Below are 15,451 nucleotides of genomic sequence, written 5' to 3'. Positions count from 1 at the left end.
TCAGGTATAGCGTGGCAGTCCCGGCGCTATTTTGGGCAAGCTATAAAAATTGGTTATTGGTAAATAAAATTTACTGATTAAATTCCGTTAATTTCTTACGATAGCTATTTGGTGTAAACGACGTCAGCTTTTTAAACGTTTTAATAAACAAGCTCGGACTACTGTAACCAGACTCATAGGCAATATCAGTTACAGAATAGTTAGTCATTTCCAGCTGTTTTTTAGCAAAATTAATGCGGATTTCATTAATAATCTGCATTGGCGTTTTACTGTAATAACGCTGGGTTGCACGGGTCAGATACTCCTGGGATTTTGCGGACAGGTGTACCATATTTTCCAGCGCATTTTCGCTGAACTGCCTTTTGTCATGCATGCTTTCCACGGTAGTTTTAAGCCATTGTGGAATATCATCCAGCACCTGCTCTTCCCGATGATGGCGTAACCGATTAATAATATAGAAGGTGACCACTTCTACAAATTCATCCAGTCCGCTTTCACGAAAGTTCAGTGATGCTATAACCGTTTCGATGTAGGTAAGAAACGAGCTGTTCGCCCGATACACCTGCGATGCGACAAAACAAAATGGCAGCAACGGGTGGTAGTGCTGTTCAAAAAAACGTTTACTGATACCAACGTTAAGAATTCGCGTCGCGCCGAAATCATAGAAACTTTGGTGATGCGATCCCAACGGGATAAAGACAAAGTCTCCGCGCTCAAGCAGTACACGCTTACCGTTGATTTCCTGATAGTAACGTCCAGTTAATACAAGGGTAAATTCGTAGTAATCATGCTGATGCAGCCCACTGATACTCTCAGTTTTGTTATAGATGAACACATGAAAATTTTTGCCATTAAAAAGCTGCTGCTCATAGACGGTTTTGATTTCCGGTGCGTTAATCTGTAGCTGCATTCTGCACTCCTCGCTATTTCAGCTTCTCGTGAAGCTCAATCAGTTCTGTCACCAGTTCACGTGCCAGCATCGACGTCATCAGGTGGTCCTGTGCATGGACCAGCACCAGGCTGACTTTCATTTTACCTTCACCCTGATCGCCTTCAATCAGTTTAGTCTGGACAAGGTGTGCTTCGTTCAGCGCCATGCGAGACTGTTCCATCATGGTCTTCGCTGACTCAAAATCACCCTGTTTGGCCATTTTGAGCGCGCCATACGCCAGGCTACGCGCCTGACCCGAGTTGATGATGAGCCCCATCACCACTTCTTCAAGCTCTTCTGCTTCTGACTGCGTGTCGACGATGTTCTCGATATCCAACATACTTTTTTCCTCTGGTTCAGTCCGGCATGGCCGCATAGCCATGCCGGATTAAATTTAGAATTTCAATGCGTTAGCGATATCTTCTTCGCTTTCTTCTTTATCAATGACGTTCTGAGCTTTGTTGGCGACGACCACAAATGGCAGGTACACCAGCGTTGCGATGCCAAGGTTAAACAACGCGACCAGCAGAGCAGCGACGCTACCGTTGGTGTTAAAGAATGCGCCCAAACCGGTTGGCATAGTCCACGGTGCAATGTTGGTAATTGGTGGAATAATGCCTGTGTAATAAGCGGCCAGGGTAATCGCTGCCAGAATCGGCTGAACCAGGATGAATGGAATAAACATAACCGGGTTCATGATAATCGGCAGACCGAACAGAATGGGTTCGTTAATCTGGAACAGACCTGATGGCAGTGCCAGTTTTGCTACCTGACGATAATCAGCGCGACGAGATGCCAGGAAGATAGCAATAATCAGACCCAGCGTTGCCCCACTCCCTCCCAGGAAAATATAGGAGTCCAGCATCGGCTTCGCCCAGACGTGGAACGTCTTACCCGCTTCCAGTGCCGCGTCTACGGAACCAAACTGTTGGTAGATAGAGATGTTTTCCAGCGCCCAGGGGGTCATGATACCGCTGTCCAGTGCAGTCAGTGCCAAAGAACCGTGAATACCAAAGAACCACAACAGCGGGACAAAAATCACGTATGCCCAACCCACCACACTACCCAGTGACGCCAGCGGAGTTGAAATGGAATCCATGATGATCTGGTGGAAGTTCGTTCCCCAGGTGTTCAACGCCCAGGCGATGATCCCCATAATAGAGAGGATAATGAAGCCAGGAATCAGTGCAGAGAAGGAGCGAGAAACAGAAGCCGGAACGCTATCAGGTAATTTAATAACCCAATTACGATGCACGACGAAGGTGAACATTTCCGCGACCACCAGGCCGATAATAATACCGGAAATAATGTTCGCACCGCCCAGCCAGTTAGCACCCACGGCATAGGCTTCACCCACACTGTAAGGTGTGACTGTCATAAATGCGGCGACAGATAATAAACCAGCAGCCAGCGCATCGACCTTGCGTTCTTCCGCCAACGCCATACCGATAAAGAATGGCGCCATCAATGACATAATACCCAGCGTACCGTTATAGACGTTCCCACCGATGCCTTTTAAACTATTTAGTGTTTCAATAGTTGAAGCATCAAGTCGAATGCCCATGGAATAAAAAAACGACCCCTCCCCAAAGCTCAGGAAAACGTTATTGATTAATACAAACATAGCCCCTGCGAGGGTTAACGGCATTAAACGAATAAAACCGTTTTTGATTGCATTAACGTGTGGCTGCTTTCCAATTTTTACAGCAAAAGGAAGGAGTACCTTTTCAAGTGAAGCAATAGCGTTACTCATAGAAAAATACCCTTAAATACCGCAATTAACAATTGCGGTGAATGTTAATGAAATAACTCTTTGACGGGAAAATTTAAAATAATTAATTTGCTGCGGCTTTTTTAATTGCTGCAACTGCAGCCTTAAGCACGCCTAAACCATCGACTTTGCCATACAACAGCGAGTCAATCACTTCTACAGGTTTGTTGGGTAACAAACGCTGAATTTCGGGCAACATATAAGCAATCTGTGGACCTAATAACACGACATCGGCTACTGGGCCTTTTTCTCCGGCCAGCGTTTCGGGAAACGCTTCAATGATAACCGGCACTTCGTATTTTTCAGCCTGAGCACGCATCTTCGAGACCAACAAAGAAGTCGACATGCCCGCAGAACAAAACAGATAAATGTGTTTCTTTTCCATTAAAACGATCCTCATGTGCGATTATCTGTGTACCAGACACTCCGCAAGCCATAACCTGCATCCATGCTCTGGGTAACTTGCGTCAGCTAAATTACTTTTTTAGGTGGCTGAAATGAGTATACGGGATTGCACCCGCGGATGGTATTTCATTGACCAACTAAATTGTCTCTCCTTGACCTGTGGTTATGACACCCCTCACACTTCGGGCAAATAATTCGCGACAATAAATAAGATCGCGTGACACAAAAAAACCGGCACAGCGGCCGGTTCGTCAGAGTGCTCAGGCAATAAACAGTTGTTACTTCTTCGCTGCCTGCGGGTCGGTGTCGTACTCCGCACAGGTCTGGTAGCCGGAATTAATCACGTGCCCAGTATCATCTAATGCAACAAAATAGGTCTCTGCTTTACCATCTCGTTGACCCAGGATGTAGGTCTGACATGTACCACGCGCATGGATCATGCTGACTTCAGAAGAAGGTTTACCGGCAATCTGCGCCACTTGCGCCCGGCTCATCCCTTTCTTCACATCTTTCACCACGGGCTGCACAAATTGGTCTTTAGTACGATCGTAAGCCGTACAGCCTGCCAGCATAGTCAATACCGCCGCTGCACTCAGAATTCCTGTTAGATTCTTGTTCATATTCCGTCCTCTTGTTTTTCAGCGTGTTATATAAGCCTGGAGCACAACAACGCATTTTTCAAGCTGTCAGTTGATACTCGGGTCATTTCAGAAAATTCTATCAAAACAAAATGATGTTATATCCGGCTGCATCCCTTGTCGTTTGGACGTCAACGCGTTAGCTTTAACACATCGTTATTTTTGATCATTTTATTTTCCATAGGGGGTTAAATGACTCTGCAGCAAGAGATAATCCGGGCACTTGGTGCCAAACCACATATTAATGCAGAAGAGGAAATTCGCCGCAGCGTGGATTTTCTGAAATCGTACCTCAAAACCTACCCTTTCCTTAAATCGCTGGTGTTAGGGATTAGCGGCGGACAGGACTCAACCCTGGCCGGAAAGTTATGCCAAATGGCGATTTCCGAGTTACGTGAAGAAACGGGTAACGATGCTTTGCAGTTTATTGCCGTGCGACTGCCTTATGGTGTGCAGGCCGATGAACAGGACTGTCAGGACGCGATAGCGTTTATACAACCTGACCGTGTACTCACCGTCAACATCAAAGGCGCGGTATTGGCCAGCGAGCAGGCATTGCGCGAAGCAGGTATTGAACTGAGTGATTTTGTGCGCGGCAATGAAAAAGCCCGCGAGCGTATGAAGGCACAATACAGTATCGCCGGAATGACCAGCGGTGTTGTCGTGGGTACCGATCACGCCGCAGAGGCCATTACCGGATTCTTTACCAAATATGGCGATGGCGGCACTGACATTAACCCAATATTCCGCCTCAACAAGCGTCAGGGTAAGCAGCTTCTTGCGGCATTGGGTTGCCCTGAGCATTTATACAAGAAAGCGCCAACCGCCGACCTCGAAGACGATCGTCCCTCTCTGCCAGATGAAGCCGCATTAGGCGTTACCTACGACAACATTGACGATTATCTGGAAGGAAAAACGTTGAATGCCGACGTTGCGAAGAAAATTGAAGGCTGGTACGTGAAAACAGAACACAAACGTCGCCCACCGATTACGGTGTTTGACGACTTCTGGAAAAAATCGTAATTCGCTGATTTACCCGTGCCGGATAACCACAAAATGGTTTATCCGGCCCAAGCGACGTCATTGCACCGAATCAGGCGAAAAACCTGGCTTCCAGTTAATCTCGCTGAACAGCAGTTTTCCCTCGCGCTCCAGCAGTCGTAAGGTGTGTTTACCGTCGTGCCAGCTTGCACCCTGATCGGCGGTCAGTAGCTTATCGCCCAGTTGCCAGGCACCGCTGATAACAAATACCACGCCGCCGCGCGAACCAAAAGTTGTAAACGTGCGGTCGGCAACTCTGACTTTCGCCTGGCAGACATCCCGTCGGGTCATGATATTGAAATCCATCGACATCTGCCCTTCCGTCAGCTTCGCTTTTACCACGCGGTCACCGGCGAACGTAAAAGGCTGATGCTGTTTTAGCGTATGCGGTAACGTGTTAGCACCTTCCAATGTGACTTCTCCCCCTTCGAGCAGTGTAATAACGCGCTCAACTCCGGGAAAGAGTGAAAATTCGCCGTTCGCAGCAATGGAGGCAATACTCGCCCGCCAGTGAAAGTCGCGCGTTGCTGGCGGAAAACAACATATTTCACGCGTTTCTCCCGCACCATTACGCCAGAGATTAACCGGCATTTTGCGGATATCAAAGTACTCCATCATCCCTCCAGAAAGGCACTGTGCGCCGACATGCCGTCATCAGGCAGCCAAATCATCATTGTTATCATTCACCCTGCTCGTTGTTATCGGCAGCAGAGTTGATTTGCCTTAGCGATGACCATGGCGTTTTGCAAAAAAGTTTAACGCGCTGATCCAGGTAGCATTTTCGCGGGCCTCAGGAGCATAACCTGTCCCAAGCGCTGTGCAATAGGTAGGAAAGAAAAAACCGCCGATCCTGCCCACATCGTTAAACGTGTTGTGGACAAGGCCGGCGGTCTTGAGTTTTTTTTCACGCTGTCCGGGGCAATCTGCTCCGACACAGCGTGAATGATTGAGTATAGACGCCTACCGATTATTCGGCAGCTTGTGGCATTTTACCTTTCTGCGCTGCTCGTTCTGTCAGACGCTTCTCAAAATTGGCATTAAACTGTTTTTTCTGTTCCGGGGTCAGAATGTTGTAAATTTTGTTCTGCGTTTCCATATGCGCCAGCATGTTAGCTTTGCGCTGCTCTTCCATCTTCGCAATCTGCGCTTCAGCTTTCGCTTTATCGAAGCTATCGCTGGCGATGATATCGTGCATTGCACGGCGTTCTTCCAGCGGAGGACGTTTCATCTGATCGCGCTGACCTTTCATGATGTCGCGGATCTGCTGTTTCTGTGCATCGGTCAGGTTCAGGTCTTTAAACATCATGTCGTGATGCGGGGCGAATTTACCGTTGTGGTGCATCATCGGTTTGGCATCTGCCGGAGCTGCTGTGGTAGCGTCAGCGGCATGAGCCAGGTTTGCAGCGCCCAGCGCCAGGGTAGAGGCAACAAACAGAGCAGTCAATTTACGCATAATTTCTATCCTTCCTTTCAGTTATTCTTACGACATTCATGCGAAGCTTATGCAATGTGATGTCGTGTTGACGGGATTAACTTTACCGACTTAAGCGTCAATTAATCAGAGCAACGGTAAAACAATGAAAGTGTAAAAAACAAACTTTCATCAATTATGAAGAAAAAAAGAATAAATTGCGCAGAGTTGAAATAAAAAATCACAACACGATGATTTTGAAAGAATTATGAAGAACTATACCTGAAACCTGGTTATTAAGAAAGCAGCTTACCAGGAATAATCCGTAATAAATACAAACAGCACGCAATAATAAGCCCTCAGAGATTAACCCGAGGGCGGATATATCTTTTACAACCTTTCCAGCATCAGTCCCGCGCGTAAACCACAGGCCACATTTGGATTAGGAAAGAGAACATATTCAACGTTATGGGTGACGATAAAACGTTCATCACCATCCTGCGCCAGCAAGGTCCCCTCTTTAAAGGGGGTAAAGTTGAGCGTCTGGTTATCCATATGGAGAATAAAATCGTCGCTGCGTCGTGTAATTTGCGCCACCACGCGATAGCGCAGCGGAGATGTTTCTCCCGTAGGGATTCGCTCGCCTTGCAGCAGTTTCGCCAGCGCATCCGCCGTCTGCGCAAACTGGGACAGATCGTTTTGTCCAAACGGCAGCGCTTTACCCAGTTCCAGCGTACAGGCCAGCGCGCCAAAATGTTCAGCGCTAAAATGGGTGAACGTACCGCCAGGCGTCTGATGGAACACCAGCGCCTCAAGTCCTGCATCTCCCAGCCATCCCAGAAAATCTTCGTCCCAGGCAACATTACGTTGTGGCAGCACGCCAAAACGCAGATGCTGTGAGCCGCGAATCGCGGTATGCAGATCCAGATGCCAGCGTACTGACTCTTGCGCCCGCGCGTAAAAATCGTCCAGACACAGCTCAAGTTCATGGGCTCGGCGCGTTTCTTCACTCGCGGTAAAAATCTGCCAGCGGCCGCCAAACATACGGTTCAGATCGCTATGACAGTAGCGTTTGCCCGCAGCTAACGCCTGCGGATTGCCCAGGATCAGCAATAGCCGCCATGTCAGCGGCAGCTTGCCGCTAAACAACCCGGCCAACAATGTATCCAGTATTTCTACTGGTGCGGTTTCATTACCATGAATGCCCGCAGACAAAACCAGCGAACGCTCAACCGGAACAACCGGCGTCAGCTCCAGCATGCCATGCCCGATCCATTGCCAGTCAAAACCGTGAGCTTTCCCCCGGGTGGCATCTGGCGCCCCCCCCGCAAGCGTCAGCGCAAGGAAATTATCCATGGCGTGTACGCTCCTGCTGGAAGGGATACACCGAACCGAGGTTGAGTAATTGCGTCAACGTATCCAGCGCTTCACGCCCTTCGCGCAGCAACTGCGGGTCAGCAAGGTCTGCGGCGGTAAGACGATCGCGATAGTAACGGTCAACCCAGTTATTCAACGTGTTAAACAGCACATCATTCATGAGAACCGCCGGGTTCACCGCCTGTTGCTCCTGTGGGGTTAACACGACCCGAAGGCGCAGACATGCCGGGCCACCACCGTTGGACATGCTTTCGCGCAGATCGAATACCCGTAGATCGTCAATCGGGTTGTCATCTTCAAGCAGACGGTTTAAATAATGCCATACCCCTGCATGCTCCCGGCATTCCTGCGGCAAGACCAACATCATTGAACCGTCATCACGACTGAGTAGCTGGCTGTTAAACAGATATGTTGCCACGGCATCCTGCACTGACACTTCAGCCAGGGGAACTTCCAGCGCCGTAAATCCCGCCACCTGGCTATGCAACTGCTGTAACAAAGCCTGCTGGTTGGCAAACGCCAATTCATGGCAAAACAGCACCTGACGATTTGATACCGCAATAACATCGTTATGAAACACACCAAGATCGATAACATCCGGGTTTTGCTGAGCAAAGATAATCTGATTAGGGTTCACCTGATTCAGTCGCGCAACAGCCTCGCTGGCTTCTCTGGATTGCCTCGCCGGATAACGCTTCGGATGCGCGCCGTTGCCCTCTTCACGACCATAGACAAACACCTGTATGCCGGGGTCGCTGTAATCACCACCGAGACGGTTATGGTTTGCCGCGCCTTCATCACCCAGTAACGCAACCTGTGGCAATGCACTATGGACCGTAAAGCGGCTCTCATCGCGGAAGATCGCGCTTAGCAACGCTTCTGTGGTTGGCGCTTCCAGTGAACGGTGGAACTTGTTATTCAGATTCGCGACCGTCAGATGCACTTTTCCGTCCAGCGAATCTGCCGAAGGACAGACCGTTGCCGCATTCGCCACCCACATCGGCGAAGCGGAACTGGCACTGGAGAGCCAGTGAGGTGCCTGCCGTGCCACCTTTTCCAGTACCTGCTCATCACTGCCGCTGAATCCCAACTGCCGTAGCACCGGAATATAAGGCCGCTCATGGGGCGGGATCACCGCCTGGGGAAATCCCGCATCCGCCAGCGCTTTCATCTTTAGCAAACCCTGTTTCGCCGCCAGACGAGGGTTCGACACCTGAAAACGGTGTTTGGTTGAGGCCTCATTACCAAATGACAATCCAGCATAGTGGTGGGTCAGTCCCACCAGACCATCAAAATTAATCTCACGGGCTTTCATCGCTTATCCTCACGAGAAAAATCGAGTCCTGGGCTAAGCGCCGTTGGCAGCGTTAAGGCTGGTGATTCCAGACTTGCCATCGGCCAGGCACAATAATCTGCGGCATACCACGCGCTGGCGCGATGGTTGCCTGAGGCACCAATCCCACCAAACGGTGCAGTGCTTGCCGCGCCGGTTAGCGGCTTATTCCAGTTGACGATCCCTGCCCGCGCCTCCAGCAGCAATTGATCAAATTGGCTGCGATCGGGTGAAACTAACCCACACGACAGTCCAAAGCGAGTGTTGTTCGCCATGCGAATCGCGTCATCAAAGCTGTCATAGCGCCAGACGCCAAGCAGAGGGCCAAAAACCTCTTCATCAGGTACGTTCGCCGCTCCGGTCAGTTCGATGATACCGGGAGCCAGCAGTGACGTTCCGGCTTTCACCAGACGCGGTGCTAACAAGGTACGGCCCCCCAAAGACGCCAGACGCTGCCAGGCATCATAAACGTGCTGCGCGGCCTGTTCGGAAATCAGTCCGCCCATAAACGGCTGCGGTTCTGCATCCCAGTTGCCGGGCATTAAACGCTGACTAACCTCCACCAGACGCGTCAGGAACGCATCACCCTGCGCGCCTTTTTTAACTAACAGGCGGCGGGCGCAGGTACAGCGCTGTCCGGCGGTAACAAACGCAGATTGAATGGTCAGATGCACGGCGGCATCAATATCTTCCGGGTTCTCGATAATCAGCGGGTTGTTCCCTCCCATCTCGAGAGCGAGGATTTTTTCTGGCTGGCCAGATAACTGTCGATGCAGGTGATAACCGGTATTGGCGCTGCCGGTAAACAGCAGACCATCAAGGTCTTCCAGCGCGCTCAGGGCCTGCCCCGTTTCACGCCCGCCCTGTACCAGGTTCAGCACGCCCGGCGGTAATCCCGCCTGCGCCCACAGCTTTGCCACGGCTTCACCGGTCCACGGCGTCAGCTCGCTGGGTTTGAAAATCAACGTATTGCCAGCCAACAACGCCGGAACGATATGACCATTAGGTAAATGACCGGGGAAGTTATACGGGCCAAACACGGCCAGAACACCGTGTGGGCGATGACGTAACGTCGCAGCGCCATCTGGCAGCGCGTTATGCTGTTCCCCGGTACGGGTGTGATACGCCTTCACTGAGATGGCAATTTTATTGATCATCGCCGTCAGCTCGGTTGCAGCTTCCCAGCGCGGCTTGCCGGTTTCCCGTGCAATGATCGCCGTCAGTTCTGCTTTATTACTCTCCAGCAGCGTCGCGAATTTCTCGACAATGTCCTGACGCGCGACAAAAGACTGTCTTGCCCAGCCCGGAAAAGCCGTACGCGCTGCGTGGCACGCCTGCGCCACCTGAGTGGCATCGGCATCATTACCCTGCCACAGCACATCTCCGCTGACGGGATTGGTTTTCACCCGACGCTCGCCGAGCCCTGTTACCCAGTCGCCGTTTATCCATAATGTCATGCTGCTTTCTCCTCTGCACAAAGACGCACAAAACGTACATGGTCACCCGCGTGACATTTCAGGGCGTCCAGTTGTGCTGCCGTCAGCACCAGTCGTTGGGTATTCGGGTCGGCACGCACTAACATGACGCGGAAGTTTTGGTAATTTTCATTAGCCACCAGACAAGCCGGATAATCGCCGGTTGCTGGCTGACCTTCCGCCACTTCCACCAGCCTGCTTTTACGTATTGCCCGCACCCGGTCGATATCGCATTCCAGAGTCGGCCCGCCGTCGAAAATATCGACATAGTTACGGTAGCGAAACCCCTCTTTCTCCAGCACCGCACGGGCTGGCGCCGTTTGCGGATGCACTTCGCCAATCACGCTTTGTGCTTCTTCCGACAGGAAGTGGGTGTAAATAGGGTGTTTAGGCATCAGCTCAGCAATAAAGGCTTTTTGTCCGGTGCCACAGAGAAAATCTGCGCGGCTGAATTCCATTGAAAAAAAACGTTTTCCGAGGCTTTGCCAGAACGGTGAATAACCGTGTTCATCAATGACACCCCGCATCTCTGCAACGACTTTTTCGTTAAAACGGTCACGAAACGCGGCCATGAACATAAAGCGCGACTTCGACAACAAATAGCCGTTACCTTCTTTACGCCAGTCCGGATCGAGAAACAGCGTGCAAAGCTCGCTGCTTCCGGTGTGATCGTTACTGAGAAACAGCGTCGGCAATGCGTTATAGACATTCAACTCTTTCGAGGCATGCACCAGAGTACCGACCCGATAGTTGTACCAGGGATCGTTAAGTCCTACCGCCACCTCAATGGCGCAAATCCCCGCCACAGTTCCGCTGGCGCTGTCTTCCAGCACAAACACATATCCCTGCTCACTTTTGGGCAACTCACCGCGCCAGGTTTGTAGCGAACGTTCGATACGCGCCATTAGCGTCGCTTCATTCGCCGGTAGCGAGGTCAATCCGCCGCCGGTCTTACCGGCAAGCTGCATCAACGCGGTAATATCAGCACGTTCAATGGGGCGAATCACCATCATGATGAACCTCCTGCTTTAATGCGTTCGCATGCCAGCGCAAAACGATCCAGCCCGGTTGCCACCTCTTCCTGGCTGACGTTTAACGCTGGCGCGAAACGCACCACGTTAGCGCCGGCAATCAGTACCATCACCCCTGCATTGGCTGCTTCTTGCGAGATGAGTTTTGCTTTCCCGGCATATTCCGCATTCAGTACGCAGCCGATCAGCAGTCCAAGCCCACGAATTTCGCTAAACAGTCCAAAACGTTCGTTAATGGCGTTAATACGTTCCACAAACCAGTCATGACGCTGTTTCACACCATTGAGGACTTCCGGCGTGTTAACAATTTCCAGCAGCTTACCCGCTACGGCAGTGGCTAATGGGTTTCCGCCGTAAGTTGTACCGTGAGTGCCCACGGTCATCACGCTGCTGCAACGTTCTGTGGTCAATAACGCCCCAATAGGAAAACCACCGCCAAGCGCTTTGGCCGTCGTCAGCAGGTCTGGCGTCACACCATAGTGCATATAGGCATACAGTTCGCCGGTACGGCCAACCCCGGTCTGAACCTCATCAAAAATCAGCAGCGCATTATGGCGATCGCATAATTCACGCAGCCCCTGCAAAAACGCGTTTGTTGCCGGCACCACGCCGCCTTCGCCCTGTACAGGCTCGACGATGACCGCACAGGTCGTGTCATCAATCAGTTGGCTGGCAGAATCGAGATCGTTATACACGGCATGGCGGATATCCGGCGGCAGCGGCGCGAAATCCTGTGAATAGGCGGGCTGACCACCGGCGCTGACGGTAAACAGCGTGCGGCCATGGAATGCATTTTTAAACGCCACAATCCCGCTCTTCTGGCTGCCAAAACGATCGTGGGCATATTTACGCGCCAGTTTTAGTGCCGCTTCGTTGGCTTCTGCGCCGGAGTTACAGAAGAAAATGCGCTCGGCAAAGGTGGCGTCAATCAGCTTTTTCGCCAGACGCAATACCGGCTCGTTGGTGTAGCCATTTCCTGTATGCCAGAATTTACTCGCCTGGTCGTTTAATGCCTCGCGCAATGCCGGATGGGCGTGACCCAGCGCGTTAACCGCAATGCCTCCCGCGAAATCGATATACTCTTTACCCTGCTGATCCCACAGACGTGAACCTTCACCCCGCACCGGAATAAAAGGGGCCGGAGCGTATACAGGCATCATCCATTCATCAAAATTTTCACGCGTAATTGACAGAGACATAGCGACCTCAACGGTAAATAAAAGGTTATTTATATGTTAATAAATATAGTGTTTGCGGTGTAAATGTAGATTGCAGGGTTCGTGCCAGCCAGCGAAAAAAGTGCATAAACGGGGTCAGAGAACGGGATATCAACAAGTTACAACACGGCAATATTCACTATATGTGCATATAAAGTGAATATGTTTGCGTAACAGAGGACTAATTAGAGGAAAAACCGAAATTTTATTCAGTCACCAAATATAATTCTGGAATTGTGATCGTATACGAAATTTATCGGAAATTATTGCCCCATAGCGACGCGCTTCGCGCCAAAACGGTGCAGTTTTTGCGCCATCGTTAACACCATTAGCAATCATTGTTGGAATCAGGTGACAAGAAGCAGTCAGTTCGTGGAAATTCTGCTACCATCCTTGCACTATTCATCTTACAAAGTGGCAGCGACTATGAAATTTGTCTCTTTTAATATCAACGGCCTGCGTGCCCGTCCTCATCAACTGGCAGCCATTGTCGAAAAACACCAACCGGATGTGATTGGCTTACAGGAGACAAAAGTTCACGACGATATGTTCCCTCTCGAAGAGGTAGCAAAACTGGGTTACAACGTTTTCTATCACGGTCAGAAAGGCCATTATGGTGTGGCGCTGTTGACCAAAGAGACGCCGATTGCAGTGCGCCGTGGTTTCCCAAATGATGACGAAGAGGCGCAACGCCGTATCATTATGGCGGAGATCCCGTCTCCGCTTGGCAACATCACCGTCATCAACGGCTATTTCCCGCAGGGCGAAAGTCGTGACCATGAAACTAAATTCCCGGCCAAAGCCGCGTTTTATCAGAACCTGCAAAACTATCTTGAGACAGAGCTGAAGCGCGACAATCCGGTATTGATCATGGGCGATATGAATATTAGCCCAACCGATCTCGATATCGGCATTGGCGAAGAGAACCGTAAACGCTGGCTGCGTACCGGGAAATGTTCCTTCCTGCCAGAAGAACGTGAGTGGATGGAACGTCTGTTAGGTTGGGGGCTGGTGGACACCTATCGTCACGCGCATCCTGATAAAAACGACCAGTTCTCGTGGTTTGATTACCGCTCAAAAGGTTTTGACGATAACCGTGGCCTGCGTATCGATCTGCTGCTGGCGAGCAACCCATTGGCGGAACGCTGCGAAGAAACCGGCATCGACTATGAAATTCGCAGCATGGAAAAACCGTCCGACCACGCGCCAGTGTGGGCAAAATTCCGCGTCTAATTATCTGCATTTTTTCGCTCTCCGGGCCTCGCCTGGAGAGTCAGTATATTCTGTGCAAAATCAAAAAAGCGGCGGTAATACATTGTTGCGAGCGGGATTTTACTATATCTTCGCGCGCACTTTTCGCTGGTGAAAACGCATCATTGCCCACGGATTTACAGGAGACCCCCCATGAAAAAGAAGTTCGCATAAGGCAGAATACCGACTGCTGATTGTGGCAGTGCTGTTCTGCGCCCTGGCTGGGGTTTTCCACTATTTTGGTCTGTCTGACCTGATAACCAATCTCCATCATTTGCAAGATGTCATCCACCAAAGCGGGCTGTTCGGCTACGCACTTTATATTCTGCTGTTTATTGTTGCTGCGCTGTGCCTGATACCCGGCAGCATACTGGTGATTGTCGGCGGTATCCTTTTCGGCCCACTGGTTGGCACGCTCATCTCTTTACTGGCAGCAACTGTTGCCTCGGCATTGTCATTTTTACTGGCACGCTGGCTTGGGCGGGAACTATTACTGAAACATGTCGGGCATACGGCGACGTTTCAGGCGATCGAAAAAGGGATTGCCCATAGCGGTATCGACTTTCTGATCCTGACCCGCCTCGTTCCACTGTTTCCTTATAATATTCAAAACTATGCCTATGGGCTGACGGCCATTCCGTTCTGGTCATTTACTCTGATTTCAGCTATCACCACGTTACCAGGTATTTTTATCTATACGCTGATGTCACACGAACTGGCCAGTGAAGGCATTACCCTGGTATTTATCGGTAAGCTCAGCGTGGCGGGGCTGGCGTTATTCGCCCTCGTTCAGGCAGCCAAAGCCTGGGCCCGGTATAAGCATATCGATCCGTCAGCAAATCATGAGTGTACGGATAAATGATAAAACGAAACAAAGCTCGGCTGGTTCGCTATTACCGGGCGAGTTTGATTGCTCTGCTGCTGCTCGCGCTGATGGCGTGGGCGTGGATACCTGGCGTGAGCGATTTTCTCCACGCCAGCCTGGCGGCATTTGCCACGCTCGATCAGCATGCAATTGAGAATTTTATTCGTTCTTACGGAACTCAGGCGGCGGTCGTTTCATTCTTCCTGATGATCTTGCAGGCCATCGTCGCCCCGCTTCCCGCTTTTGTGATCACCTTTGCCAACGCCTCGCTGTTTGGCGCATTTTGGGGCGGCATACTGTCCTGGAGCAGTGCGATGGTAGGTGCGGCGCTGTGCTTTTTTATTGCCCGTATTTTAGGTCGCGGTGCGGTAGAAAAGCTGACCGGAAAAACGGTGCTGAACAATATGGACGCTTTTTTCGAGCGCTATGGCAAGCACACCATTCTGGTCTGTCGCCTGTTACCTTTTGTACCGTTCGATCCGGTAAGCTACGCGGCAGGCCTGACCTCGATTCGGTTTCGCCATTTTTTCATCGCCACCGGCATCGGACAGTTACCCGCTACTATCGTCTATTCATGGGCGGGTAGCCTGTTAACCGGCGGTACATTTTGGTTTGTAACCGGCCTGTTCATCCTGTTCGCTCTGAGCGTAATAATTTCAGTGGCGAGAAGCCTTTATCTTGAACATCAACGAAAAAAAACCTGAG

General features: G+C 50.7%; 16 protein-coding genes. 4 read left to right on the top strand and 12 right to left on the bottom strand.

Features of this window, described 5'->3' with window-relative positions; genetic code table 11:
• Nucleotides 1-70: 70 nt before the first annotated feature.
• The 5 genes from chbR to osmE form a co-directional block, all read right to left on the bottom strand.
• Complete coding sequence (chbR, locus tag EHN13_RS15345; RefSeq protein WP_005120798.1) at nucleotides 71-910, bottom strand: transcriptional regulator ChbR; 840 nt, start codon at nucleotides 908-910, stop codon at nucleotides 71-73.
• A gap of 13 nt (nucleotides 911-923) precedes the next feature.
• Entirely contained in the window at nucleotides 924-1,271 is a 348-nt protein-coding gene (chbA, locus tag EHN13_RS15340) for a PTS N,N'-diacetylchitobiose transporter subunit IIA (protein WP_101741716.1), read from the bottom strand.
• Between the two features lie 54 nt (nucleotides 1,272-1,325).
• Nucleotides 1,326-2,684 carry a PTS N,N'-diacetylchitobiose transporter subunit IIC gene (gene chbC / locus EHN13_RS15335; RefSeq protein WP_040233680.1) on the bottom strand — a complete coding sequence of 453 codons (1,359 nt, stop codon included), beginning with the start codon at nucleotides 2,682-2,684 and terminating at the stop codon, nucleotides 1,326-1,328.
• 82 nt (nucleotides 2,685-2,766) lie between these two features.
• Nucleotides 2,767-3,087, bottom strand: coding sequence for a PTS N,N'-diacetylchitobiose transporter subunit IIB (gene chbB / locus EHN13_RS15330; RefSeq protein WP_003832547.1), 321 nt, complete (start codon nucleotides 3,085-3,087; stop codon nucleotides 2,767-2,769).
• 298 nt (nucleotides 3,088-3,385) lie between these two features.
• Nucleotides 3,386-3,727 carry an osmotically-inducible lipoprotein OsmE gene (osmE, locus tag EHN13_RS15320; RefSeq protein WP_003030621.1) on the bottom strand — a complete coding sequence of 114 codons (342 nt, stop codon included), beginning with the start codon at nucleotides 3,725-3,727 and terminating at the stop codon, nucleotides 3,386-3,388.
• Between the two features lie 210 nt (nucleotides 3,728-3,937).
• On the opposite strand from osmE, the gene nadE reads away from it, so the two are divergent.
• On the top strand, nucleotides 3,938-4,768 hold the full coding sequence (gene nadE / locus EHN13_RS15315) for an ammonia-dependent NAD(+) synthetase (RefSeq protein ID WP_101741717.1): 831 nt from the start codon (nucleotides 3,938-3,940) through the stop codon (nucleotides 4,766-4,768).
• Between the two features lie 57 nt (nucleotides 4,769-4,825).
• On the opposite strand, the gene ves is transcribed toward nadE, so the two are convergent.
• The 7 genes from ves to astC form a co-directional block, all read right to left on the bottom strand.
• On the bottom strand, nucleotides 4,826-5,401 hold the full coding sequence (gene ves / locus EHN13_RS15310; protein WP_124021695.1) for an environmental stress-induced protein Ves: 576 nt from the start codon (nucleotides 5,399-5,401) through the stop codon (nucleotides 4,826-4,828).
• Between the two features lie 352 nt (nucleotides 5,402-5,753).
• Nucleotides 5,754-6,239: an ATP-independent periplasmic protein-refolding chaperone Spy gene (spy, locus tag EHN13_RS15305; RefSeq protein ID WP_048211888.1), complete on the bottom strand. Its 486-nt coding sequence runs from the start codon at nucleotides 6,237-6,239 to the stop codon at nucleotides 5,754-5,756.
• A gap of 348 nt (nucleotides 6,240-6,587) precedes the next feature.
• On the bottom strand, nucleotides 6,588-7,553 hold the full coding sequence (gene astE, locus EHN13_RS15300; RefSeq protein ID WP_115602142.1) for a succinylglutamate desuccinylase: 966 nt from the start codon (nucleotides 7,551-7,553) through the stop codon (nucleotides 6,588-6,590).
• Complete coding sequence (gene astB, locus EHN13_RS15295; protein ID WP_124021686.1) at nucleotides 7,546-8,889, bottom strand: N-succinylarginine dihydrolase; 1,344 nt, start codon at nucleotides 8,887-8,889, stop codon at nucleotides 7,546-7,548. The genes astE and astB overlap by 8 nt, the downstream gene beginning before the upstream one ends.
• Nucleotides 8,886-10,364, bottom strand: coding sequence for a succinylglutamate-semialdehyde dehydrogenase (astD, locus tag EHN13_RS15290; protein WP_124021685.1), 1,479 nt, complete (start codon nucleotides 10,362-10,364; stop codon nucleotides 8,886-8,888). The genes astB and astD overlap by 4 nt, the downstream gene beginning before the upstream one ends.
• Nucleotides 10,361-11,395, bottom strand: a complete 1,035-nt coding sequence (gene astA, locus EHN13_RS15285; RefSeq protein WP_101741722.1) for an arginine N-succinyltransferase — start codon at nucleotides 11,393-11,395, stop codon at nucleotides 10,361-10,363. The genes astD and astA overlap by 4 nt, the downstream gene beginning before the upstream one ends.
• A complete protein-coding gene (gene astC / locus EHN13_RS15280) occupies nucleotides 11,392-12,612 on the bottom strand; it encodes a succinylornithine/acetylornithine transaminase (RefSeq protein ID WP_061067774.1) in 1,221 nt (406 codons plus the stop codon). Before astC ends, astA begins: the two co-directional genes overlap by 4 nt.
• 444 nt (nucleotides 12,613-13,056) lie before the next feature.
• Between astC and xthA the strand changes: the two genes are divergently transcribed.
• From xthA to EHN13_RS15265, 3 genes are all read left to right on the top strand, one after another.
• Complete coding sequence (gene xthA / locus EHN13_RS15275; protein WP_116360166.1) at nucleotides 13,057-13,863, top strand: exodeoxyribonuclease III; 807 nt, start codon at nucleotides 13,057-13,059, stop codon at nucleotides 13,861-13,863.
• Between the two features lie 223 nt (nucleotides 13,864-14,086).
• Complete coding sequence (locus EHN13_RS15270; protein ID WP_167470004.1) at nucleotides 14,087-14,743, top strand: TVP38/TMEM64 family protein; 657 nt, start codon at nucleotides 14,087-14,089, stop codon at nucleotides 14,741-14,743.
• Nucleotides 14,740-15,450, top strand: coding sequence for a TVP38/TMEM64 family protein (locus EHN13_RS15265; protein ID WP_124021684.1), 711 nt, complete (start codon nucleotides 14,740-14,742; stop codon nucleotides 15,448-15,450). The genes EHN13_RS15270 and EHN13_RS15265 overlap by 4 nt, the downstream gene beginning before the upstream one ends.
• Nucleotide 15,451: the final 1 nt, after the last annotated feature.

Origin of the sequence: Citrobacter youngae (assembly GCF_003818115.1) — a bacterium.
In the GTDB taxonomy this organism is placed as follows: Bacteria; Pseudomonadota; Gammaproteobacteria; order Enterobacterales; family Enterobacteriaceae; genus Citrobacter; species Citrobacter youngae.
The sequence above is the reverse complement of the archived record's forward strand: the minus strand, read 5'-3'. Positions and strand labels throughout refer to the sequence as shown.